Annotated in this window: 16 protein-coding genes and 3 pseudogenes; 9 read left to right on the top strand and 10 right to left on the bottom strand. The window is 68.4% G+C overall.

The features are described from left to right. Positions 1–19: 19 nt before the first annotated feature. The 8 genes and pseudogenes from ACXKR8_RS01160 to ACXKR8_RS01125 form a co-directional block, all read right to left on the bottom strand. Positions 20–832: an ABC transporter permease gene (locus ACXKR8_RS01160; RefSeq protein WP_458271040.1), complete on the bottom strand. Its 813-nt coding sequence runs from the start codon at positions 830–832 to the stop codon at positions 20–22. 65 nt (positions 833–897) lie between these two features. Then, positions 898–1,827: an ABC transporter permease gene (locus ACXKR8_RS01155; RefSeq protein WP_458271039.1), complete on the bottom strand. Its 930-nt coding sequence runs from the start codon at positions 1,825–1,827 to the stop codon at positions 898–900. Then, the gene (locus ACXKR8_RS01150) at positions 1,824–2,957 is read right to left on the bottom strand and encodes an ABC transporter ATP-binding protein (RefSeq protein WP_458271038.1); all 1,134 of its coding nucleotides are present in this window, start codon (positions 2,955–2,957) and stop codon (positions 1,824–1,826) included. Before ACXKR8_RS01150 ends, ACXKR8_RS01155 begins: the two co-directional genes overlap by 4 nt. A 14-nt stretch (positions 2,958–2,971) precedes the next feature. Further along, a complete protein-coding gene (locus ACXKR8_RS01145) occupies positions 2,972–3,418 on the bottom strand; it encodes an extracellular solute-binding protein (RefSeq protein WP_462100747.1) in 447 nt (148 codons plus the stop codon). A gap of 85 nt (positions 3,419–3,503) precedes the next feature. Continuing rightward, positions 3,504–3,992, bottom strand: a pseudogene (locus ACXKR8_RS01140) (extracellular solute-binding protein); the annotation flags it as partial. Between the two features lie 293 nt (positions 3,993–4,285). Next, positions 4,286–6,061: an IlvD/Edd family dehydratase gene (locus ACXKR8_RS01135; protein ID WP_458271036.1), complete on the bottom strand. Its 1,776-nt coding sequence runs from the start codon at positions 6,059–6,061 to the stop codon at positions 4,286–4,288. Continuing rightward, positions 6,058–6,987 (bottom strand): dihydrodipicolinate synthase family protein, encoded by a 930-nt coding sequence (locus tag ACXKR8_RS01130; protein ID WP_458271035.1) that lies wholly within the window; start codon positions 6,985–6,987, stop codon positions 6,058–6,060. Before ACXKR8_RS01130 ends, ACXKR8_RS01135 begins: the two co-directional genes overlap by 4 nt. A gap of 7 nt (positions 6,988–6,994) precedes the next feature. Beyond that, complete coding sequence (locus tag ACXKR8_RS01125; RefSeq protein ID WP_462100225.1) at positions 6,995–7,660, bottom strand: GntR family transcriptional regulator; 666 nt, start codon at positions 7,658–7,660, stop codon at positions 6,995–6,997. A gap of 640 nt (positions 7,661–8,300) precedes the next feature. Here ACXKR8_RS01125 and ACXKR8_RS01120 point away from each other — a divergent pair. From ACXKR8_RS01120 to ACXKR8_RS01090, 7 genes are all read left to right on the top strand, one after another. After that, a complete protein-coding gene (locus ACXKR8_RS01120; RefSeq protein WP_462100224.1) occupies positions 8,301–8,975 on the top strand; it encodes an outer membrane protein assembly factor BamB family protein in 675 nt (224 codons plus the stop codon). Next, complete coding sequence (locus ACXKR8_RS01115; RefSeq protein ID WP_462100223.1) at positions 8,911–10,188, top strand: ricin-type beta-trefoil lectin domain protein; 1,278 nt, start codon at positions 8,911–8,913, stop codon at positions 10,186–10,188. The genes ACXKR8_RS01120 and ACXKR8_RS01115 overlap by 65 nt, the downstream gene beginning before the upstream one ends. Positions 10,189–10,379: 191 nt before the next feature. Beyond that, positions 10,380–13,187 carry a glycoside hydrolase family 2 TIM barrel-domain containing protein gene (locus ACXKR8_RS01110; protein WP_458271032.1) on the top strand — a complete coding sequence of 936 codons (2,808 nt, stop codon included), beginning with the start codon at positions 10,380–10,382 and terminating at the stop codon, positions 13,185–13,187. A 246-nt stretch (positions 13,188–13,433) separates the two neighbouring features. Then, positions 13,434–13,697, top strand: coding sequence for an RICIN domain-containing protein (locus ACXKR8_RS01105; protein ID WP_462100222.1), 264 nt, complete (start codon positions 13,434–13,436; stop codon positions 13,695–13,697). A gap of 96 nt (positions 13,698–13,793) precedes the next feature. Continuing rightward, positions 13,794–14,918, top strand: coding sequence for a ricin-type beta-trefoil lectin domain protein (locus ACXKR8_RS01100; protein WP_458271030.1), 1,125 nt, complete (start codon positions 13,794–13,796; stop codon positions 14,916–14,918). Between the two features lie 409 nt (positions 14,919–15,327). After that, a complete protein-coding gene (locus ACXKR8_RS01095; RefSeq protein WP_458271029.1) occupies positions 15,328–15,933 on the top strand; it encodes an acetate uptake transporter in 606 nt (201 codons plus the stop codon). Between the two features lie 191 nt (positions 15,934–16,124). Further along, positions 16,125–17,597: a glycoside hydrolase family 76 protein gene (locus tag ACXKR8_RS01090; protein ID WP_458271028.1), complete on the top strand. Its 1,473-nt coding sequence runs from the start codon at positions 16,125–16,127 to the stop codon at positions 17,595–17,597. A gap of 451 nt (positions 17,598–18,048) precedes the next feature. On the opposite strand, the gene ACXKR8_RS01085 is transcribed toward ACXKR8_RS01090, so the two are convergent. Beyond that, positions 18,049–20,940, bottom strand: a complete 2,892-nt coding sequence (locus ACXKR8_RS01085; RefSeq protein ID WP_458271027.1) for an alpha-mannosidase — start codon at positions 20,938–20,940, stop codon at positions 18,049–18,051. A 24-nt stretch (positions 20,941–20,964) separates the two neighbouring features. Here ACXKR8_RS01085 and ACXKR8_RS01080 point away from each other — a divergent pair. Beyond that, positions 20,965–21,954, top strand: a pseudogene (locus tag ACXKR8_RS01080) (IS630 family transposase); the annotation flags it as partial. A 31-nt stretch (positions 21,955–21,985) separates the two neighbouring features. On the opposite strand, the pseudogene ACXKR8_RS01075 reads toward ACXKR8_RS01080, so the two are convergent. Continuing rightward, positions 21,986–22,303: pseudogene (locus ACXKR8_RS01075) on the bottom strand (transposase); the annotation flags it as partial. Between the two features lie 237 nt (positions 22,304–22,540). Between ACXKR8_RS01075 and ACXKR8_RS01070 the strand changes: the two are divergent. Continuing rightward, a complete protein-coding gene (locus ACXKR8_RS01070) occupies positions 22,541–23,698 on the top strand; it encodes a hypothetical protein (RefSeq protein WP_458271026.1) in 1,158 nt (385 codons plus the stop codon). The last annotated feature ends 5 nt before the right edge of the window (positions 23,699–23,703 follow it).

Raw genomic sequence — 23,703 nt, 5'->3', positions numbered from 1 at the left:
TGTGCTCGCAGGGACGAAGTCAGTCCGGGGTGCGGGCGACCAGTTGGGTGGGATTGACGAAGCGCAGGGCGATGAGGAGCAGTAGGGCCATGGTGGCGGTGTAGATGACGGCCATGGCGTCGATGGACTGGGGGGTGCGGATGCCGGCGGAGAAGACGGCGGAGAACAGGGACACGATCAGGGTCTGGCTGGTGGGGCCCGAGGTGAGGAAGGTCAGTTCGAACATGCCGAAGGTGCGCACCAGGACCAGGATGCTGGCGGCCAGGATGCCGGGCAGGAGCAGGGGGGTGAGGATGCGGGTCAGGACTGCGCGGGTGGATGCACCGCACATGCGGGCGGCCGATTCGATTCCGGGGTCAATCTGTTCGATGAAGGGCGTCATCGTGAACACGACGAAGGGGATGGAGGGAACCAGGTTGGCGAGGACGACACCAGTGAGGGATCCAGCCAGGTGGAACTTGTACAGGACGGTGGCCAGGGGGATGCCGTAGGCGATGGGCGGGACCAGGATGGGCAGGACGAACAATATGGTCAGTGCGCGTTTGCCGGGGAAGTCGCGGCGGGCCAGGGCGTAGGAGGCGGGTACTGCGAGCAGGAGGGACAGGGCTACTACCAGGAAGCTGACTTCGATGGTGACCCACAGCACTTGGCCGAGGTTGAACTCGTTCCAGGACTGGCTGTACCAGGACAGGGTGTAGCCGTGCGGCAGCCATCCTTTGAACCAGGTCCGGCCGAAGGAGTCCAGGACGACGGAGCCGATGACACCCAGCAGGTTCACGAAGAAGAACGCGAGGAGGGCCCAGACCAGCCAGGTCCCAGGGCGCAGGGCCACGCCTTTGCGTGTGGCTGGCGGGCGGGACGGCGCCTGTCGAGGTGCGGTACCTGTCGGGGTGGTGGTCATCCCTTGCCTCCGGTCGATCCGCGGTACAGGCGTGAGCGCAGTCCCATTGCGATGCCGATGACGGCGAGCATCAAGGCGGTCATCACCATGGCGACGGCGCAGCCCTGGGAGTAGTCGAAGCGTTCCAGGGCGGCTTCGTAGGCTTCGATGGAGATCACGTGGGTCCTGCCGTCGGGGTCGCCGACCATGAGCGCGGAGGGGAAGACGGCGAACGCCAGGACGAAGGTGAGGCAGAACGTCGTCATCAGCCCTGGCAGCAGGAGCGGGAAGGTGATGTGGCGAAAGCGCTGCCGTGGGCCTGCGCCCAGGGTCGCGGCTGCGCGCTCCAGGGCGGGGTGGATGCCGGAGAGGTAGGAGTGGGTGAGCAGGAAGGCGAAGGGGAAGCCGCTGATGATCAGCGAGAGCAGTACGCCCCAGTAGTTGAAGGTCAGCTGTACGGGTGTCTTGGTGAGTCCCAGGAGTTGCAGGGTCTGGTTGAACCAGCCGACGGGTCCGTAGAATTCTAGGATGCCCTCTGCGGTAAGGACCGTGCCCAGGGTGATCGGGACGACGAGCAGCGCCAGGAGCAGGCGTTTGCCGTGGAAGTCGCGGCGCATTTGGTAGGACAGGGGGACCGAGGCGCCGACGTTGATGAGCGTGGCGGGTAGGGCAAGTTTGAAGGTGGTGGCGATGGACCCGACCGCGAAGGAGTTGCTGAAGAAGGCGCGGTAGGAGGCGAGGAAGTCGCCCTTGGCGGGTTGGAACGAGAGCTGCAGGCCGTAGAGGAAGGGGTAGCAGAAGAGCGCCAACACGGCCAGCAGGGCGGGAATGAGCAGCAGGAGGGTGCGGTCAAGGCCGCGTGCGGCCAGACGGTGGCGCAGGGCGGCGCGTTCCCGCGCGGGGGGATCGGCTGCGGGTCCGGGCGGTGTCAGGGTGGTGTTGGTCACGTGGTCGCCTCGTGCGGCTTCCGGGGGAAGACCAGGGCCCGGTCGGCGGGAATGGTGAGGGAGACGCTGTCGAGGGGGTGTACCTGGGTGGGGGTCTTGAAGTGGATGCGGTCGCCGCCTCGGGTGAGGGCTTCGACGTGGAGTTGCCGTCCGTGGTATTCGACGATCTCGGCGACGGCTTCGATGTCTGCGTGCTCGGTGTGCTGGGTGAGGTGGATGTCCTCGGGCCGGATCGCGAGCACGACCGGTTCGCCCGGTACCAGGGCGCGGCCGGCCACCGGGGTGCCGCGCAGCGCCAGGCCGCGCCCGCGGGCGAGCGCGCCCTGGGCGTCTGCGGACGCTATCTCCAGGTGGAGCAGGTTGCGGTAGCCCATGAATGCGGCGACATGGACGTTGGCGGGGTGTTCGTACAGGTCGGCGGGGGTGCCGATCTGGCTGACCTGGCCCTGGTCCAGGACGACCAGGCGGTCGGCCAGGGACAGTGCCTCCTCCTGGTCGTGCGTCACATAGACGGTGGTGAGGCCGAGTTCTTGGTGGATGCGGCGGATCTCGGTGCGCATCTCCAGGCGCAGGGTGGCGTCCAGGTTGGAAAGCGGTTCGTCCATGAGGACCAGGGGTGGCTCCAGGACGATGGCGCGGGCGATGGCGACGCGTTGTTGCTGACCGCCGGAGAGCTGCCCGGGGTGCTTGCGGGCCTGCTCGGTGAGCCTGACCAGGTCCAGCACCGCGTTCACGCGGCGTTCGCTCTCCGCTTTGGGGACCTTGCGCATCTTCAGGCCGAAGGCGATGTTGGCGCGAACCGTCAGGTGAGGGAAGAGGGCGTAGTTCTGGAAGACCATGCCGAAGCCCCGCTTTTCGGGGGGCAGGGTGTCGATGCGCCGCCCGTCCAGGATGATCTGCCCGGCGGTGAGGGGGAGCAGGCCTGCCAGGCAGTTCAGGGCTGTTGTCTTGCCGCAGCCCGAGGGGCCGAGAAGGGCGAGGAACTCGCCGCCGTGCAGGGTCAGGTCCAGCGGGTGCAGGGCGAGATGCGTTCCGTAGGCCCGGCTGACGCCTTCAAGGTGCAGCTCGTGCAACTGGGAGTCGGGGCGGCTGCCGACTGGAGGCTGCGGGTCGGGGGCCGTGCGGGTCATGGGGCTCACCGCGTTCACTTGGTTGATCCGATCCTGCGGTCCCACAGATCGAAGGCGGTGACCTGGGTGGTCGCCGGCAGGGAGTTCTTGATGGGGTACTGGGTCATCCAGGTGTCGAAGTCCGCGTCGCCGTACTGGGCGACGACCTGCTGGGAGGAGGCCGGGGCCTTGCTCAGTGGCACGTTCTTGACCGCTGGGCCCGGGTAGAAGTACCCGGTGTCGTAGGCGAATGCCTGCTGCTGGGGGGTGAGCATCCAGGCCAGCAGGCGCAGCGTGGCGGTGAGTTCGTCGGGTGAGACGCCTTTGGGGACGGTGCCGTACTGGGCGTCGCACACCCAGGTGAAGGTCGTGAACTTGGCGATCTTCATGCTGGGCGGGACGGTGCCCAGGGCGCGGGGGTTGATGTACCAGCCGGTGGTGGAGGCGACCATGTGGACGGTGCCGGCGGCGAGATTCTTCATCGTCGCTGTTTGTCCCGGCGGGGTAGGCGCTGACGTATTTGTTGAGCTCGGTCAGGTAGGCCCAGGTCTTGGCCCAGCCGTTGGTCGGATCGGTGGGGTCGGAGTCGCCGAGGAGGTAGGGCAGGCCCATCAGGAACGTGCGGCCGGGTCCGGAGTTCGCGGGGCGCGCGTACTGGAATTTCCCGGGGTTGGCCTGTGCCCAGCTGAGCAGGGCGTCGGTGGTGGCGGGCGGGGTGGCGACTTTTGCGGGGTCGTATTCCAGCAGGGGCCCCGAGGGGTACCAGACCAGTTCGATGCCCTGGTCCTGGGCCAGGGTCGTCATGGCTGCGGCAGGTGCCTGGTAGTTGGCCATCAGGTCGGGGAAGAATGTGTGGTAGTAGGGCTTGAGGTCGTACCACAGGCTCTTCTGGATGCCGGCGGCCAGGCCGTCGGTGCCGGTGAGCACCAGGTGGATCTGTACGTTGCCGGCCTGCTGCTGGGCCTGGACCTTGGAGGCGAGCTGCGGTGCGGTTCCGGTGGTGTAGGTGACGTGGGCGATGACCTCGGGGTGTGCCGTCTTGAACGCCTCGATCATGGGCTTGGTCAGCGCCAGGTTCCCCGCTACGTCGAGGATGTTGAGGGTGACCGGTTTGGCCGGGGCGCTGGCCAGGTGGCCGGGTGCGGTGGGGGCGGTGTCCGCGGGGCTGCTGGGGGCGGAGCAGGCCGCCAGGACGGGGACGGCGGCCGCGCCGGCGGCGAGTGTGGACAGGACTCGGCGGCGCGAGAGGCCGGGCAGGTGCGGTGTGCTTTCGCTGTTGTCGGGCATGGCGGATGAAGCCCTTCGTTGGTGTGGTGGCGAACGCGTCTCGACTAGGCTGTGGTGCGGCTTTAGCGTGGGTCGGGTGCCGGGTCGCGGCCCGGTGTGGCGAGGAAGTCGAAGTCGCAGCCCTCATCGGCCTGGGTGACGTGATCGGCGTAGAGGGCGCCGTAGCCGCGGGTAAAGACCGGAGCCGGTGGTGTCCAGGCGCGGCGGCGCAGTTCCAGTTCGGCTGGTTCGACGTCGAGTTGGAGTAGTCGCTGCTGAACGTCGAGAGTGATGAGGTCGCCGGTGCGCACCAGTGCGAGGGGTCCGCCCGCATGGGACTCGGGGGCGATGTGCAGGACGCACGTGCCGTAGCTGGTTCCGCTCATCCTGGCGTCGGAGATCCGCACCAGGTCCCTCACGCCTTGCTTCAGGAGATAGGCGGGGATGGGCAGCATGCCGTACTCCGGCATGCCCGGGCCGCCCAGGGGGCCGGTGCCTCGCAGGACCAGGACGGTGTCCTTCGTGATGGCGAACTCCGGGTCGTCGATGCCGTGCAGTAGGGCGCTGTAGGAGTCGAAGACGACGGCGGGACCTGTGTGCCGCAGGAGTGCCGGGGTGGCGGCCAGGTGTTTGATCACCGCGCCGCCCGGGGCGAGGTTGCCGTGCAGCACCGCTACCCCGCCGTGCGGGGAGAGCGGGTCTGCCGGGGTTCGGATGGCGGGGCCGTGGATCTCTGCGTCGGCGAAGTAGTCGGCGAACGGCTGGCCGGCCACGGTGATCCGGTCCGGGTGGAGTGTGCCCGGGACCGTGCTCAGCTGCTGCAGGAGCGCGGGGAGGCCGCCGGCGTAGTAGAAGTCCTCCATCAGGTAGGTGCCTACCGGTCGTACGTCCGCGAGTACCGGGACGCGGCGGCCGATCGCGTCGAAGTCCTCCAGGGACAAGGGGACCCCCAGCCTACCGGCCATGGCGATCAGGTGGATCAGGGCGTTGGTGGAGCCGCCCAGGGCGAGCACGGTCGCGGCCGCGTCCTCGAAGGCCTCCCGGGTCATCACCGCGGCCGGGGTAATGTCCTCCTTGACCAGTCCCACGATCCGCCGACCTGCCGCGGCCGCCATCCGGTGGTGGGCGGAATCCACCGCAGGAATCGCCGAGGACCCGGGCAGTGCCATGCCCAGGGCCTCGGCGGCGGCGGTCATGGTGGAGGCGGTGCCCATGGTCATGCAGTGGCCCGGGGACCGCGCCAGACCGCACTCGACCTGCGACATCTCGCACTCACCGATCCGTCCCGCCCGGTACTCCTCCCAGTAGGCCCACAGGTCGGTTCCGCTGCCAAGGGGCTGGCCCCGGTGGTGGCCGCGCAGCATCGGGCCCGACGGCAGGACCAGGGCAGGCAGACCGGCGCTCGCGGCACCCATCAGCAGGGCGGGGACGGTCTTGTCGCAGCCGCCCATCAGCACCGCGCCGTCCACCGGGTAGGAGCGCAGCAGTTCCTCGGTCTCCATGGCGAGCAGGTTGCGGTAGAGCATCGGGGTGGGCTTTTGGAATGTCTCCGACAGGGTCGCCACCGGGAACTCCAGGGGGAAGCCGCCCGCCTGCCACACACCACGCTTGACCTGCTCAGCGCGTTCACGCAGGTGCATGTGGCAGGGGTTGATGTCGGACCAGGTGTTGAGGATCGCGATGACCGGCTTTCCCAGGTGCTCCTCCGGGAGGTAGCCGAGCTGACGCATCCGCGAGCGATGGCTGAAGGCCCGAAGGCCCCCGCCGGTGACGTCGTCGGCGGCGCCGAACCAGGCCGCGCTCCGCAGTTGTCTGGTCGGCGCGGCAGCGCCTCCAGTTGTCAGCGCGGGGGTCTTCATAGCCAGTCCTCCGTCCGCCACTTTGCGATCTGTTCGCCGATGCGGTCGCGTAGCACCGTCGGCAGGGTCCGTGAGGGCGGGCGCACCGTGCGGTGGCTGAGCCCCAGTTGAGCCAGCGCCTCCTTGACCACGCTGACGTTGTCGGCGGACGCGTCAGCGGCGCGCAGCTCCTCAAAGGTCCGCGCCGACTCCCAGATCAGCATGGCCTTGGGGAAGTCCCCACCTCGCAGCGCTTCCAGAAGCGCGAGCGACAACCGCGGGACCACATTGACCAGTCCTGAGGTGAAGCCGACCGCGCCGGTGGCCCAGTACCCGGGTGTGGAGAGTTCGGCCAGGCCCGCTATCCAGGCGAACCGTTCCAGCCCGGCGTCTCTGGCCACGCAGGCGAAGCGCACGGGATCAGGGACGGCGTACTTGACTCCGACAATGTTCCCGCACTGGTCCGCGAGGGTGCGGATATGCGCGCCGGTGACGCGCTCGTCACGGATGTACAGAACGACGCCCAGCTCAGGCACCGCCTGCGCGACAGCGCGGTGATAGTCGATCCAGCCCTCGGCGGAACGGTAGGGATGGGCGGGCTGGTGCACCATCAGCGATCCGGCCCCCGCGTCGCGGGCATGCAAGGCAGCGGCAACTGCTCCGGCCACATCCAGGCCCACACCAGCCATCACCTCGGCACGGCCCTGGGCCGCCAGTACGGTGGACTCCACTGCGCGACGCCCCTCGGCCGGGGTGAGCGTGTAGAACTCCCCCGTGTTGCCGTTGGCAGTGAGCACCTCCACCCCGTGGTCGACCAGCCGGCGCACCAGGTGCGCGTGATTGTCCCAGTCAACGCGGCCCTGGGCATCGAAGGGCGTCACGGGGATGGCCACCACCGTGCCGAGCCGTGCGCGAAGAGCATCCAGCGGCAGTGCATCCGATGTCATCTCGACGCTACCCCGCCTCTTCCTCGGGAAAGTTGCGGGCCACGAACGCACTGATATGGCTGCGCATCAAGTCGGCCAGCAGGTCCAGCTTCCCGTCCTGCGCTGCACGCAGGATGTCCCGGTGCTCGCGTGCCTCCAGTTCCCACGACGGCCGGGCAGCCCACGCCGCACTGGAGACCAGGGCCGTCTGATCGCGCAGGTCCTCCAGCGAGCGGACCAGGAGCGGGTTCCCGCAGCCCGCGTACAGGGATCGGTGGAAGTCCCGGTTCGCCAAGGAGCGCTCGGCGGTGTCCGCCGCCCGGTCGGCGCGATCGAGCGAGGCCACGGCCTCCAGCCAGGAATGGTGTGCGCGGGCTGCGGTCCGCGCCGCGGCCACCGGTTCCAGCAGCAGCCGCATGTCGTAGACGCTGAGTGCAAGGGCCCGGTCCACTGCGCGCACCGAGGCCCCCTTGTAGGGACTCATCACGACCAGGCCTGACCCGGCGAGTGTCTTGAGTGCCTCCCGGACCGGAGTCTTCGACACACCCAGGCGCTCGGCCAGCTCGGTCTCCACCAAAGCCTGACCCGGTTTCAACTCACCGACCAGTATGGCGTGTTTGATCTCCGCCAGGACCGCCTCGGTGGCGGGAGGGGATCGAGCCGGGCAGGGAACGTCCTGACTGCACGAGAGCATCGGACACAGGCAGCACTCCAAGGCACGGGAAGGGACTGATCAGCACGCAGGGCGTACCGAAAGCAGCCCAGAGGAGATCTCATATACGATACGGGCCCGACGGTAGGGGGCCCTTGGAGAGCAGTCAAGGGGTCGCGCCGCAAACTCTCCACCGGGCGCTGGCTACTGCCACCTCGATTCCCCCCAGTCCGGTAAGGAGTGAGCTGTACCGCAGGGGTGAGTTCCTGACAACGGTGTCATCGCGCAAAGATTGCCCGTGTGGCAATCCGGTCGAGAGGGTTGACACGTGCCGGTCACCTCCCTTTTGCTAGCCGACGTCGGCCGCACGGTCGAGTCGGAGTCGAATGGTCCACCGAGGCCGATCCGTCTTCGTCGCATCGAACTAACTAGATCTGATGAGCCTCTGGCGCTCGGTCAAATCACTTCTTCCGTTCAGCCAGCCCTGCCGGCCCCTCTACGGTCCGGCTCCGGCTCAGGCATGCGGAAGCCCATGTCGGTAACTGCCGACCGTGGCCTGCCCCCGCGACCCGTGCCTGTTTCAGTGCGTCCCAGTGCGGGCGCGAATCCATCGAGGAGTTTCATGTTACGAGGATTCATGTTTCGTCGTTCAGCCGCGCGGGCGTTCGCCAGTATGGCGCTGATGGCGACTGCGGCGCTGGTGTGCCAGACGGCGTTCGCGGACGACACCACCGTGTCCTACGACAACTTCCGCACGGGGTGGGACCCGAACGAGGCGGCTCTGAGTCCGGCTTCGGTTCCCGGGACCGGCTTCGGGCAGATCTTCTCCACACCCGTCACCGGCCAGGTCTACGGGCAGCCGCTGGTGGTCGGGGGAACCCTGGTGGCGGCCACCGAGGCGAACAACGTCTACGGGATCAACGCTGCGACTGGAGCGGTGCTGTGGTCGCGCAACGTCGGCGCACCGCTGGCGCCGTGGGCCGACTGCGGGGACCTGACCCCGCAAATCGGGATCACCAGCACCCCGGTCTACGACCCGGCGACCAAGTCGGTGTTCTTTCTGGCAAAGGTCAACGACGGGCCGCACTACTACATGCACTCGGTGGATTTGGCCACCGGCGCCGAGCGCAGTGGCTGGCCGGTCGCGATCGCCGGTCTGCCGAGCAACGACAAGGCGCATCCGTTCAATGTGTCGACCGCGTTGCAGCGCCCGGGGCTGCTGCTGCTGGGCGGTGTGGTCTACGCCGCGTTCGGCAGTTCGTGCGACAAGGGCCCCTACGTGGCTACGTTGTGTGAAGACCACCAGTCCGGTGATGTCGACCCTGTGGTCGGCCGAGGCCGGCACCGCAGACGGTGAAGCCGCGATCTGGCAGTCGGGCGGCGGCCTGGTCTCCGACGGGCCCGGGCGGATCATCTTCACCAGCGGCAACGGCGTCGACCCAGCCCGCGGTCCCGGCAGCAGTCCGCCGGCGGGGCTTGGTGACTCGGTGGTGCGCCTGCAGGTCAACGGCGACGGATCGCTGACCGCCAAGGACTTCTTCAGCCCCACCAACAACACCCAGCTGTCCGCGGCCGACTCGGACTTCGGCTCGGGGGGCCCGGTGGCGCTGCCGGACAGCTTCGGTACGACTGCGCACCCGCACCTGCTCGTGCAGGTCGGCAAGGACGGCCGGGTGTTCCTGCTGGACCGCGACAACCTGGGCGGCATGGGGCAGGGCCCTGGCGGGACGGACGCGTCGGTGGGACCGGTGGCCGGTCCGTTCAACGGGATGTGGGACCACCCGGCGGTCTGGGGCGGGGACGGCGGCTACGTCTACGACGTGGAGAACGGCGGCCCGCTGCGGGCGCTGAAACGCTCGGTCAACGCCAACGGCCTGCCGCAGCTCACCTCCGCCGGTACCAGTGCGGCCACGTTCGGCCTGGGAGCTGGTTCGCCTCTGGTCACCTCCACCGGTACCACCGCAGGGTCCGCGATCGTGTGGATCGTGCACACCAGCGACTCCAGCGGCACCGGGGCCACCCTGCAGGCGTACGACGCGGTGCCGCAGGGCGGGCAGCTGCACCTGCGGTTCTCCGCACCGATCGGGACCGCGGCGAAGTTCGTGGTTCCCGCCTCCGACGCCGGTCGGGTCTTCGTGGGCACCCGCGACGGCCACGTCATCGGCTTCGGCCCGGGCGGAACGAGCACCGGGGGCAGCGGCCCGGTCACCTCTGGCATCAACGGCAAGTGCCTGGACGACAACAACGGCAGCGCCAACGGCACCGCGGTGGTGATCTACGACTGCAACGGCGGCGCCAATCAGAACTGGACTTACAGCGGCGGCGTCCTGCACATCAACGGCAAGTGCGCCGACGTCACCGGCCAGGGCACAGCCAATGGCACCAAGGTCCAGCTCTGGGACTGCAACGGCGGCACCGACCAGCAGTGGACACCCCAGGCCAATGGCGAACTGGTCAGTGCCTCTTCCGGACGTTGCCTCGATGACCCGGGCTTCAGCACCGCGAACCAGACTCAGGTTGACATCTGGGACTGCGACAACGGTGCCAACCAGCACTGGGCACTGCCGTAGCCGAACCGGACGACAACGGCGCGCGACCTTCGGGCACCGGCGGGGTGCGCAAACTCGCCCTGCCGGCTCCCGGGGCCGCGCACCCCCCATCCAGGACCCCGGACTGCGTCGGTGCGAATAGACGCGACCGCCCGCTGGTCCGCCTACCGGACGCCGACAGCGGTGCCGGGCCCTTCACCGGAGGTATTCCCATGGAACTGCAACGGCGCACTTTCCTGGCCCTGGGCGTCACCGCGGGACTCACCGCCGCCGGGGCGGTACGCGGCCTGCCCGCGTCCGCCGCGGCCGGCGGCGCGGCCGCCACCCAGACCATGTACCTGACCGGTACCGATGCCGACAGTACCGTGCCGTGGGACTTCATGGTCACCGGCGGCCGGCGCAGCAACAGTTGGGGCACGGTGCCTACTCCCTCGAACTGGGAGTTCTCCGGCTACGGCAGCTACAACTACGGTGGCACGCTGACGCCCGGCGAGAACGGGCACTACCGCCACAGCTTCACCCCGCCCGCCGCCTGGGCCGGCCTGCAGGTCTTCCTGGTCTTCGAGGGCGCGATGACCGATACCACCGTCCTGCTCAACGGCCGCTCAGCCGGCCCGGTGCACCAGGGCGCCTTCTACCGGTTCCGCTACGACGTCACGGCGCTGATCCTTCCCGGGCAGTCCAACCTGCTGGAGGTGACGGTCACCAAGGACTCCGCCGAGACGTCGGTGAACCAGGCAGAGCGCGAGGGCGACTACTGGAACTTCGGCGGCATCTTCCGACCCGTCTACCTGCAGGCGTTCCCCACCGCACGCGTCGACAGGGTGGCCGTCAAAGCCGACACGAGCGGTGCCTTCACGCTGGACGTGCACCTCGCGGGTAGCGTGGGCTCCGGACGCGTGACCGCCCAGATCCAGAACCTCGACGGCAGCAGTGCGGTCAGCAGCGTCTCCGCATCGGTGGCCGCCGGCACCACCAGGACCACGCTGTCGACCACCGTAACCGGGGCCCGGGTGTGGAGCGCTGAAGCCCCCAACCTCTACCAGGTCGCAGTCCAGCTCACTGATGCCGGCGGAGCCCTGGTGCACCAGATCACCGAGCGCTTCGGCTTCCGCACGGTGCAGGTGCGACCCGGCGACGGGCTCTACGTCAACGGCACCAGGGTCCTGCTCAAGGGCGTGAGCCGGCACACCTTCTACCCCACCCTGGGCCGCGCCTCCAGCCCTCGGCTTGCCAGGCAGGACATCGTGCTGATGAAGTCGATGAACATGAACGCCGTACGGATGTCCCACTACCCCCCCGACACCTACTTCCTGGACCTGTGCGACGAACTGGGCCTGTACGTCCTGGACGAACTCGCCGGATGGCAGCACCCCTACGACACCGCAGCGGGCACCCCCCTGGTCCAGGCGATGGTCACCCGCGACGTCAACCACCCCTCCATCCTGTTCTGGGACAACGGCAACGAGGGCGGCTGGAACACCGCAATGGACAGCGCGTTCGCCAGCTGGGACCCCCAGGGGCGATCGGTCCTGCACCCGTCCGCCAACTTCAGCCAGATCGACACCAACCACTACCCGACCTACGACACCGTCAAGTCCAAACTGACCGGCACCACAGTCTTCATGCCCACCGAATTCCTGCACAGCCTCTACGACGGCGGCGCGGGCGCAGGCCTGGACGACTACTGGCAGCTGATGACCGCAGCCCCACACTCAGCCGGCGGGTTCATCTGGTCACTCATCGACGAGGGCATCCGCCGCGACGACGGCGGCGGCACCATCGACACCAACGGCAACCGCGGACCAGACGGCATCGTGGGCCCCTTCCGCGAGAAGGAGGGCAGCTTCTCCACCATCAAGGACATCTGGTCACCGATCCAGCTGGCCAGCCCCACCTACTACGAGAACACCTTCCCCGCCGCCTTCAACGGCACCACCCGACTGACCAACCACTACGCCTTCACCAACACCACCGCCTGCTCATTCAGCTGGCAGCTTGTCACCTATCCGGCACCAGGTACTACCACCGGACACACAGTGACTGCCCACGGCACCAGTCCCAGCCCCAACATCGCCCCCGGCGCCACCGGGACACTGTCCCTGGGACTTCCCGCCAACTGGAACGGCGCCGACGCACTGATGCTCACCGCCACCGACCCGTCCGGTGCGGAGATCAACACCTGGGTCTGGACGATCAAGAAAGCAACCGACTACACCACCCGGCTCGTCACCCCAGCGACCGGCGCCCCCGCCGTGACCTCGACCACCACCACCAGCACCGTCTCCATGACCGCCGCAAGCACCACGGTGAGCATCGCCCGCACCAGCGGCCGACTCAACACAGTGACCCACGCCGGACAAACCTTCTCCCTGGCCAACGGACCTGCCCTGGCCACCGGCACATCGACACTCACCGCTCTCACCCACGCCCAGGACGGCGCCGCCCAGACCGTCACCGCCACCTACACCGGCGACCTGCAATCCGTACGCTGGCGCCTGGACACCAACGCCTGGCTGCGCCTGGACTACACCTACCACCTCACCGGGACCTACGACTTCCTGGGCGTCAACTTCGACTACCCCACCTCCAAGGTGACCGGAGTGACCTGGCTCGGACGCGGCCCCTACCGTGTCTGGAAGAACCGCCTGCGCGGGGTCACCACCGACGTGTGGACCAAGGACTACAACGACACCGTCACCGGCGACACCGGATTCATCTACCCGGAGTTCAAGGGCTACCACGCCAAGCTCTACTGGGCCACGCTGCACACCACGGAAGGCACCATCACCATGGTCTCCGCACAGGAGGACGTCTTCCTGCGCCTGTTCACGCCCACCTGGCCAGCTGACCCGGTGCACGCGACCGCGCCCTTCCCCAGCGGCGACGTGTCCTTCCTCGACGCCATCCCCGCCATCGGTAACAAGTTCCACACGACGGCCCAGCTCGGACCGGCCAGTCAGCAGAACACGGCAACGGGCACCTACTCGCGCACCCTCTACTTCCGATTCGGTAGCTGAAGCCCTACTTCCAGGGCTCGACGATCAGCGGCAAGGTAGACGGCACTCGGGTCGGTTCGCTCACCGACGCGCTCCTTCCAGTCCGGGCGGGCGGGGGTGGGCATCCAGGGCTGTCGCACCGACCAATTCGACGACCTGTCCATCACCCCGGGCTCGGGTACTGGGGGCGGCACTGTGACCGGACCGGTCACCTCTGACCTCAACACGGCCAAGTACCTAGATGACGCACCCGCCCAGCAGCGGACCGTGGGCAACGACTCAGTCACCACCAACGGCCTGTGCCTGGACGTCGTCGGAGCCACCACCGCCAATGGCTCCCTCGTGGACCTGTGCAACTTCAACGGCGGCGGAAACCAGCAGTGGACTGTCAGCAACGGGGCCCTGGTCAACCCCGCGAGCGGCCACTGCCTCGACATCCTCGCCTCCACCACCGCCAACGGCACTCAGCTCGACATTTGGGACTGCAACGGCGGCGCCAACCAGAAGTGGAACGTTCCCACCTCGTCGTGAACGGCGCGGCCGCCCCGCCGGCCGGCCGGTAGGACAGCCACGGCTGGCGACCGTGCAAGCATCTCGTCCGCCGCCCCAATAGAAGAGGAAAAGAATATGAGGTACTACATGGCAGGCTTGGTGGCAGTGGCTACGGCTGCGCTCAGTGTGGGCGCTGCCTTGCCGGCAGACGCCAGCAGCCCCGACGCCCAGGCAGCAGCTGCCGCGCCCGCTTCACTGCGGGTGATGCCGCTGGGTGACTCGATCACCTGGGGCATCGGCAGCAGCACGGGCAACAGCTACCGAGGCGACCTGGGAAAGGAACTGTCCGGCGAGGGACACACGTTGGACTTCGTAGGCACCCAGCGCAACGGCACCATGTCCGACCCGGACAACGAGGGCCACTCCGGCTGGCGGATCGACCAGATCGCCGGCATCGCCGACTCCGTGCTGGCCCAGTACCGGCCCAACGTCATCACCCTGGAGATCGGCACCAACGACCTGAACCAGAACTACCAGGTCCCCACCGCCAGCACCCGACTGCACGCGCTGATCGACCAGATCACCGCCGACGCACCCGACGCCACCGTCCTGGTCGGCACGCTCATCGTGTCCACCAACAGCACCGAGGAGCCCAACCGGCCCGCGTTCAACCAGGCGATCCCCGGCATCGTGCAGACCGAGCAGGCGGCGGGCAAACACGTCCGCCTGGTCGACATGAGCGCCCTGACCACCGCCGACCTGTCCGACCAGCTCCACCCCAACGACGGCGGATACCAGAAGATGGCCGACGCCTTCAACACCGGGATCCAGACCGCCGACGCGGCCGGCTGGATCAAGGCACCAGTCACCATCGCCGGCGCCCCCGTGCGCTCGGGCATCACCGGCAAGTGCCTGGACGTCAACAAGGGCGGCAGTACCAACGGCACCGCCGCGCAGATCTGGTCCTGCAACAACACCACCGCCCAGTCCTGGACCGCGTCCCCCGACGCTACCCTGCGCGCGCTCGGCAAATGCCTGGACGTCACCGGCGCCGGCACCGCCAACGGCAGCAAAGTCGAGATCTGGGACTGCAACGGCGGCGGCAACCAGCAGTGGCAGGCCTACAACGGCGGCTACCGCAACCCCGCCTCCGGCCGCTGCCTGGACGACCCCGCGTCCTCCACCACCGACGGCACCCAGCTCGCGATCTGGGACTGCAACGGCGGGACGAACCAGAAGTGGTCCGCACCCGGCGCCTGAGGTGTGACCGGACGGGAGCAACCTTCGCCTGAGAACCGCGGAATCACATCACCAGGTACCGGCCGCATCGCCACGCCCATGCCCATGCCCATGCCGGGCGGATGAGCCTTAGATAACGCGGGAAACACACATGTGCTACCTCAAGCACCTCGGGTCGGTCGCAGCGGCATCCGCTCTCGAAGCGTCGGTACCGGTCAAGGAGATAGCGTCCAGCACCACGGCAAGCGCCAAGCACACGCTGAACGCGGCCGCACAGGCAGGCACCACCGCGCCCTGGTCGACCGGCCCAGAATCATCAAGGTCACCGGCGTTTCAACAACAGCGCCCTGGCCGATCTCGCGACCGGGAAGCGACCCCATCCGGACCCCTGCACCGCTCTAGGAACCAGAACCAGGATTGGAACATATACATGCCCACGACTTCGAGTCCTGTTGAACCCTCCGCACCGGCGATCGCCGATCCCGGCCCGCTCGGCCTGGGCGCCTTCGCCCTCACCACCTTCGTGCTGTCCTGCTTCAACGCCGGGATCGTCGGCGACAAGGCACTGGAGGCGGTAGTCCTACCGCTCGCGCTCTGGTATGGCGGAGCAGCACAGTTCCTCGCCGGAATGTGGGAGTTCCGCCGGAACAACACCTTCGGCGCGCTGGCCTTCACCTCGTACGGCTCGTTCTGGCTGTCCTTCGCGGCGTATGTGCAGTTCGTCGCCCCGAAACTGCCGCCCGCGCACGCCCATCAGGCGACCGGCCTGTTCCTACTGGCCTGGACGATCTTCACGGTGTACATGACGGTGGTCGCGACCGGAGTCAACGCCGTTGTCCTCGCAGTGTTCGCGGCGCTGTCCGTGACCTTCCTGCTGCTCACGATCGGCGCTCTGGGCGAACATGCCGGGATCACCCAGGCAGGAGGCTGGGCCGGCCTGGCCACCGCGGTGTTCGCCTGGTACGGCTCGCTGGCCGGGGTGGCCAATGCCACCTGGCGCACCAAGTCCCTGCCGACGTGGTCCCTGTCGGCCTGAAGCACGGGGCGAGGGGTGCGGTGCGACTCCGCGCCGGGCGCCGCCCAGCTGTAGCAGCGCTTGCTAACCACACGTCAACCCGGCATCGGGGCAGAGCCTCGGCATCCCGGGCAGCAGCACCGCCTACCGCACCCCTTGCTGATCTGGACCTGCAGCGGCGGAATCAACTAGAAGTGGACGGTACCCAGCACATGAAGCGCACCGAAACACGCAGGCCTGTCCTGCGGCGGCTGGTCGCCGCCGCGGCCACCGTTGCCCTCGGGCTCGGGCTGATGGCGGGGGTGACCGGTACCGCTAAGGCCGCCACGACCCCCGCCTCTGCCGGGGCCGCGGCCCTGATGAAGTCCTACGACGCCAAGACCGGCCTGATCGGCGACGGCTGGTGGACGTCGGCGGTGGCGCTGAGCACGATCTTGACCTACCAGCAGACCACCGGTGACACCCAGTACCAGTCGACCTACGCGACGACGTTCAACGACAACAAGCAGAACAACTTCACCAACGACTACGTCGACGACACCGGCTGGTGGGCCCTGGCCTGGATCCAGGCCTACGACATCACCGGCAACGCCTCCTACCTGCAGATGGCCAGGAACGACGCCGACTACATGCACAGCTACTGGGACTCCACCTGCGGCGGCGGCGTGTACTGGAGCAACGCCAGGAACTACAAGAACGCCATCCCCAACGAGCTGTTCCTGCAGGTCACGGCCGGACTGCATAACCGCATCCCGGGTGACACCACCTACCTGGGCTGGGCCAATGCCGAGTGGTCCTGGTTCAACGGCAGCGGCATGATCAACAGCTCGCACCTGGTCAACGACGGTCTCACCAGCTCCTGCGCGAACAACAACGAGACCACCTGGACCTACAACCAGGGCGTGATCCTGGCCGGGCTGACCGAGCTCTACAGGGCGACCGGCAGCACCGGTCTGCTTACCACGGCGACCTCGATCGCCACGGCGGCGACCTCCAGGCTGACGAAGAACGGCATTTTGTACGATCCGTGCGAGCCGTCGAGCTGCGGGGCCGACGCCCCGGCGTTCAAGGGCATCTTCGTCCGCGACCTGCGGGCGTTCGCCGAGACCGCCAAGACCACCGCCTTCGACAGCTTCCTGGCAGCCCAGGGCAACTCGATCGTGGCCCACGACACCGACGGCTCCGGGAACTTCGGCCTGGTGTGGGCCGGTCCGGTCACGGCCGTGACCTACAGCACCACGGCCGGCGGCGAGGACGCGCTGGTCGCGGCCCCGCCGGGCTCGGTCGTCAACCCGTCGCCGGCCGGTCCGGTCACCTCGGGCGTGAACGGTGCCAAATGCCTGGACGACAACGGCGCCTCCACTACGGCCGGCAGCAAGGCCGACCTGTGGGACTGCAACGGCACCTCGGCCCAGAAGTGGACTGTCACCGGCGGCACTCTCAAGGCCAGTGGGCTCTGCCTGGACATCACCGGCGGTGGAACGGCGAACGGCTCCCTGGTGGAGCTGTGGACCTGCAACGGCGGCGCCAACCAGCAGTGGCAGCGCACCAACGGCACCCTGGTGAACCCGGCGACCGGTAAGTGCCTGGATGACCCGGGCTTCAACACCACCAACGGCACCCAGCTCGACATCTGGACCTGTGACGGCGGCGCCAACCAGAAGTGGACCGTGCCCACCTCGTAGACCAAGTCCCATGAGGGGACGGTGGGTCAAAGGTCCGCCGGCCCACACCATTCGGTGTGGACCGGCGGTCACGGTACGGAAGAAATAAAGGGATGTGCATATCCATCACACAGGTCCGGGCCGAGGCATTGTGCACCTTCGGATGGCCATGGCGCTGCTCCGGTAGCTCCAGGTGTGCAGGTCGGGGAGGTGAAGCAGGGCGGATTGCGGCACCGGCTGAGTTCTCCCGTTCTACTCCACGCCGAAGCCGACCCGGGTCCCGCCGAACTGCACGATGCCTAGGCGGTGGGTTGCACAGTGTTACCGTTCTGGTCGTTCCAGGTGGCCCCCAGCGTGAAGATACTTACCGGAACTTCGGTGGGCGGTGCGGGCCCGTATGCCGGCGCGGTCAGCGGCAGCGGCCCGGTCACGTCACGTCGGAGCGGCGTGCACAGTCTGCTGGGGTTCTTGCTCATGTTCGCGGTGGCCTTGCTGTTGCGGCAGCGGCCGGGGTGAGGCGCAGAGTCAGGATCTGGAAGGGCCGTAGCGACAGCTGAATCTGCGCGTTCTCCACGGTATGGCTGCTGACGTCCGCCAGGGGGCGTTCGAGCAGGTCGGTGGCTACGACGGCGGCCGCTGCGAAGCTGGGCGTCAGCGTTGCCCGGACCCTTCCGCCGTGGGATTCGTAGAGGCGGACGATGATGTCACCGGAACGGTCGTCGGCGAGTTTGACGGCCGACACCAGAACCGCGGCGTGATCGACGGAGACAAGTGGCGCGACGGAGGCGGTGCCGGGCACGATCCGCTCTGCGAGGTTGAGGCGGTACCCCTCTTCGATCGCCTCGGGCACGTCCACGCCGATCAGCAGCCCGTAGCGCAGCCGGTGCCGGCCCTGGTCCGCCTCAGGGTCGGGGAAGCGCGAGGCGCGCAGTAGCGAGAGCCGCACGGTGGTGGTCGTGCCGCCGTCCGGGCGGGTGTCGCGGGTGACGTCATGGCCGTAGGTGGAGTCGTTGACCAGCGCGGCGCCCCAGCCGGGTTCGCCGACGTGCAGGAAGCGGTGGGCGCAGACTTCGAACTTGGCCGCGTCCCAGCTGGTATTGGTGTGGGTCGGGCGCTCCACGTGGCCGAAGGGGATTTCTGCGGTGGAGTGGGCGGCCCGCACGTCCAGGGGGAAGGCGGCCTTGAGTAGCTTCTCGCGTTCGTGCCAGTCGATCAGGGTGTCGATGTCGAGCCGTCGGGCGCCCTGGTCCAGGGTCAGCGTCTGCTCGATCCGGGAAGAGCCGAAGGTCCGCACGATCCGTACGGCGGTGTCCGTTGCCTGCACCGTCTGGACCTCGGTGAGGTCGCGCACCGTATTGCGGTAGAAGGCGTCGATATCCCAGGCGTCCCACTCGTTGGGGAAGTCCTGGTGCAGCTGCAGCAGGTTGGCCGGGGAGCCGGGGACGAGTGCCTCCCGGTCGGCTGTGAGGTCATAGGCCGAGGTGATCAGGCCGCGGTCGTCGACCACGACACGGACCAGCCCGTTGTCCAGGACGAATCCGCCGCCCATGCGTGCGGGACGGGTCGCGGACGGCCCCTGGCACCGGGGTGCGGCGCCCATCGCCGGGACGCCGCCGCGGGTGTGCGGGGCGGCGTTGAAGACGATGGTAGACCCGTCTGCGCCGGGGGGGCCGGCCAGTGCGCGTTGGGCGTCGTCGACGAGCTGCTCCAGCTCGCCGATCACCGCGGCATAGGTCTCCTCGGCCTCGCGGTGCACCCAGGCGATGGAGGTGCCCGGAAGGATGTCGTGGAACTGGTGCAGCAGCACGGTCTTCCACAGCCGGTCCAGCGCCTCGTAAGGGTAGGGCGCACCGGGGCGGTTCGCGCCGAGGTTCGCCGCGGCGGTGGCCGACCACAGTTCGGCCTCGCGCAGCAGGTGCTCGCTGCGCCGGTTGCCCTGCTTGGTCGCCAGCTGGCTGGTCAGTGTGCCGCGGTGGAACTCCAGGTACAGCTCGCCGACCCAGACCGGGGCGTCCGGGTAGTCGGCGTGCGCGGCGGTGAAGAACTCGCCCGGCGACTCGACGACGACCTTCGCGGAACCCTCCAGGTCGGCCAGCCGGGCGGCGCGGGCCAGCATCTCGCGGGTGGGCCCGCCGCCGCCGTCGCCGTAGCCGAAGGGGACCATCGAGCGGTTGGTGCGGGCCTTGTCCTGGAAGTTGCGCTCGCTGTGCGCGATTTCGGCGCCGGACAGCTCGCTGTTGTAGGTGTCGACCGGCGGGAAGTGGCTAAAGATACTGGTGCCGTCGATGCCCTCCCACCAGAAGGTGTGGTGCGGGAACTTGTTGGTGGTGTTCCAGGAGATCTTCTGGGTCAGGAACCAGCGCACCCCGGCCAGCTTCATCACCTGGGGTAGTGCGGCGTTGTAGCCAAAAGTATCTGGCAGCCACATGTCGTCGGTCTCAATGCCGAACTCCTCCAGGTAAAAGCGCTTGCCGTGGACGAACTGGCGCGCCAGTGACTCCCCGCCGGTGATGTTGGTGTCCGGTTCCACCCACAGGCTCCCGGTGGGCAGGAACTGCCCCGTTGCCACTTTCTCCTGGACCCGGGCGTAGACCTCGGGGCGATGCTGCTTGAGCCAGGCCAGTTGCTGTGCCTGGGACATGGCAAACTTGAAGTTGGGGTGGTCGTCCATCAGCTGGGTGACGTTGGAGATGGTTCGGGCGACCTTGCGCACGCTCTCGCGTAGCGGCCACAGCCAGGCGGAGTCGATGTGAGCGTGGCCGATCGCGGAGATCCGGTGGGCCCGGGCACTCGCGGGCGCGGCCAGGGCAGGGGCCAGCGTCGCGCGTGCGGCGGCGGCCGTGCCGCTGACATCCTGCAGGTCCACCGCGTCCAGGGCATGTTCCACGGCCTGCAGGAGCTGCCAGCGGCGAGTGGTACCGGCCGGGAGCTCGTGCATCAACTGGCCCAGCACGTCCAGGTCCTGGATCAACTCGAACACGGTGGCATCGAAGACCGCCAGGTCCATCCGGCGCAGCCGGTAGAGCGGCTCGCTGGGGGAGGCGTCGGGGTCGTGCAGCCAGGCGGCGCGGTCGCCCAGTGGCGTCGGCCCGAAGCTGAGGGTGCCGGGGCCGGTATGCATGACCACCGGATTGGCGGCGGCCTCGACGTAGTACACGAACTGCGCGCCGCCACGCACCGGTGCGCCGATCGGCAGGTGGGTGCTGCGCGGGTGCAGCGCCTTCACCGCGGTGCCGTCGCGACGGTAGACCAGTCCCTCGGCGGAGAATCCGGGCGCCGTGGTGCCGAAGCCCAGGTCTAGTGCGTTGACCGGGTGACTTCGCCGTGTCGGTGGGGTGTGGGACGGTGGACTGTTGGGCTTCATCCGTTTCGGTCTCGTGGAGGCATGGTGGCAGAGCCAGTCAGGGTGCGTCGGTTATCCGACCAGGAGGGCCAGAAGCTGCAGCAGATCGTGCGGCGCGGCACCATGAACACGGTGCGCTACCGCCGCGCGATGATGCTGCTGGCCTCGGCCGGAGGCAAACGGGTCCCGGTCATCGCCCAGCTCGTGGCGGCCGACGAGGACACGGTGCGCGACGTCATCCACCGGTTCAACGAGATCGGCCTGGCCTCACTGGACCCTCAGTGGGCGGGAGGCCGTCCCCGCCAGCTCTGCCCTGAGGACGAGGACTTCGTCGTCAAGACGGCCACCACCCGACCGACCCGCCTGGGCCAGCCCTTCACCCACTGGTCGTTGCGCAAGCTCGCGGACTACCTGCCCACCGTCCCGGGCCGGACCATAGGCCTGCGACGCGAGGCCCTGCGAGGCCTGCTGGCGCGACGCGGCGTCACCTTCCAGCGCACCAGCACCTGGAAGGAGTCCACCGACCCCGGCTACGACACCAAGCTGGACCGGATCGAGTACCTGCTGGAGCACGCACCCGAGCGCGTCTTCGCGTTCGACGAGTTCGGACCGCTCGGCATCCGCCCCACCGCCGGATCCAGCTGGGCGCTGTCCGGCCACCCGGACCGCCTGCCGGCCACCTACCACCGCACCCACGGGGTGACCTACTTCCACGGCTGCTACTCGGTGGGCGACGACACGCTGTGGGGCGTCAACCGCCGCCGCAAGAGCGCCACGAACTCCCTGGCCGCACTCAAGTCGATCCGCGCCGCTCAGAGCGACGGCGCACCGATATATGTGATCATGGACAATCTGTCCGCCCACAAGGGCGCCAAGATCCGGGCCTGGGCGAAAAAGCACCAGGTCGAGCTGTGCTTCACTCCGACCAACGCGTCCTGGGCCGACCCGATCGAGGCCCACTTCGGACCCCTGCGGCAGTTCACCCTGGCCAACTCCCACCACCCGAACCACGACACCTGGCACCAGGCCCTGCACCCCGGCGACGGGCGCCGCCTGCAGTTCCGCGACTGCTGACGTCCACCGCGAGCACGATCCGACCGTCGGCCGCCCGGGGAAGCGGGAGCGCGGCCAGCGCCGAGCGCAGCCGCCGCAGGTTCAGGACCCCGCAGTTCAACGCGTCGTACAAGGCTCCGTGGCCGCGCCGGTGCTCAGGTGCCAGCGACAACTCGACCAGTGTCTTGACCGGACCCTCCGTGCACAGCAGGGCATCGACCAGCTCGAACAACGTGTCACCACGTGCGTCCAGGCAGTCGTACAGTTCCCGTCGAAACCCGGATAACACGCCCAACTGGTCGACGCAGTCGACCCCATCCAGCACACTCATCACAACGGCCGTTCTGTGGGACTTCGAAGCTCGACACTCCGAAGGATCACGGGCGGCCGTTCTCGTTGTCAGCCGAACAGCAAATCCCGACAAGAAATGATCTTGCTGAGGTCAAACGTCAAGCTAAGGCCGGGTCGCGCCGACGCGCGGCCGGCGGCATGGACCCGCGTCCACCGACCTCGTGTTCGTGCGCGTGTGCAGCCCGGTGTTAGTGCGCGCGGGCGGCACATTGGGGGTATGAACCGCACTCGGCTACAGGAACTGTTCGCTACGCATGTGCCCGTCCGCCGCGGTGAGGCGGTGGTGGCGACCTCCTACGTCCATCCTGTGCGCGGTCGGGTGGCCTGTGCCTCGGCCGCGGTTTTGGGGGGTGGGCTGCGTCGGCGCGGTCTTGCCGTGCGCTATGAGGCGCTGGGCCGGGTTGGGGAGGGGGTGGGTGAATTGCGGGGTGTCACTTACATCGATCGTGCCGGTGACGCGTGGGGGTTGGCGGTAGTGACCTCGCCGGATGACAGTGCTGCCGGTCGGGCGGCCGCACAGGAGGTGTCGGACTGGGCGGAGGCGCTGCGGACCCGGCGGCTGGCGCTGAGCGAGGCCCGGTCGTGCTGCCTGGCCCGGCCGGAAGCCGGGGGTGAGGCTGCGGCGGGGGATGCGTGTGCGGCGGCTGCGGCAGCGAGAGCCGAGGTGCGCAGGTTCGCGGAGCGTGGTGACACGGTCCTGATCGCCTCTCGGGCCGGCTATGGCGGGGCGGTGTCCGAGTGGCTGGCGGACGGTGCGGCGGCCGCTGTGGTGGTGGGTGGGGTCGCGGAGGTGGCTTCGGTGCGGGTGCCCGATGCGCGGCGGGTGGCGGTGGTCGCGGCTCCAGGGCTCGCGGTGCAGGACTCGGGGGCGGTGGTGGCCGCGCTGCGGGCGCGGTTCCCGGGGTTGGTTCCTCAGCATCCGGGGACGTTGTGCCATGCTGCGGATGACTACTGGGCCTCGGTGTCGGCGGTGGCCACTGTCAGTGACGTGCTGCTGGTGGCTGGCCGGGACCCGGCGGCGCAACGTGACGCGCGCTACGGGGCGTTGGGCTTGCCGGTGCGCTTCGCGGCCACGGCGGAGGACGTCCGGGCGCACTGGCTCAAGGATGCTGCGGCAGTGGGGGTGACCGCCTCGGTCGCGGGGCTGCTGTCCGCCGCGCGGGAACTGACGGCTGCCTTGGCGGGGCTGGGACCGATCGCGGTGGTGGAGCGCCGGGTCCACTCCAGCGCTTGGAACCTCGCGGGGCATCCCAATGATCCGGGGCCTGTGCGGGCTGGGGTGGACGCATCTGTCGTCGTTCGGCCCCGTGGCGGGGATCCCCGGGAGGCGGCGAGCGGTGCGACGGGACCGGGGCTGACGGCCGAGGATCTGTGAGCGGT

This window comes from Streptacidiphilus sp. PAMC 29251 (assembly GCF_054208735.2).
The sequence above is the reverse complement of the archived record's forward strand: the minus strand, read 5'-3'. Positions and strand labels throughout refer to the sequence as shown.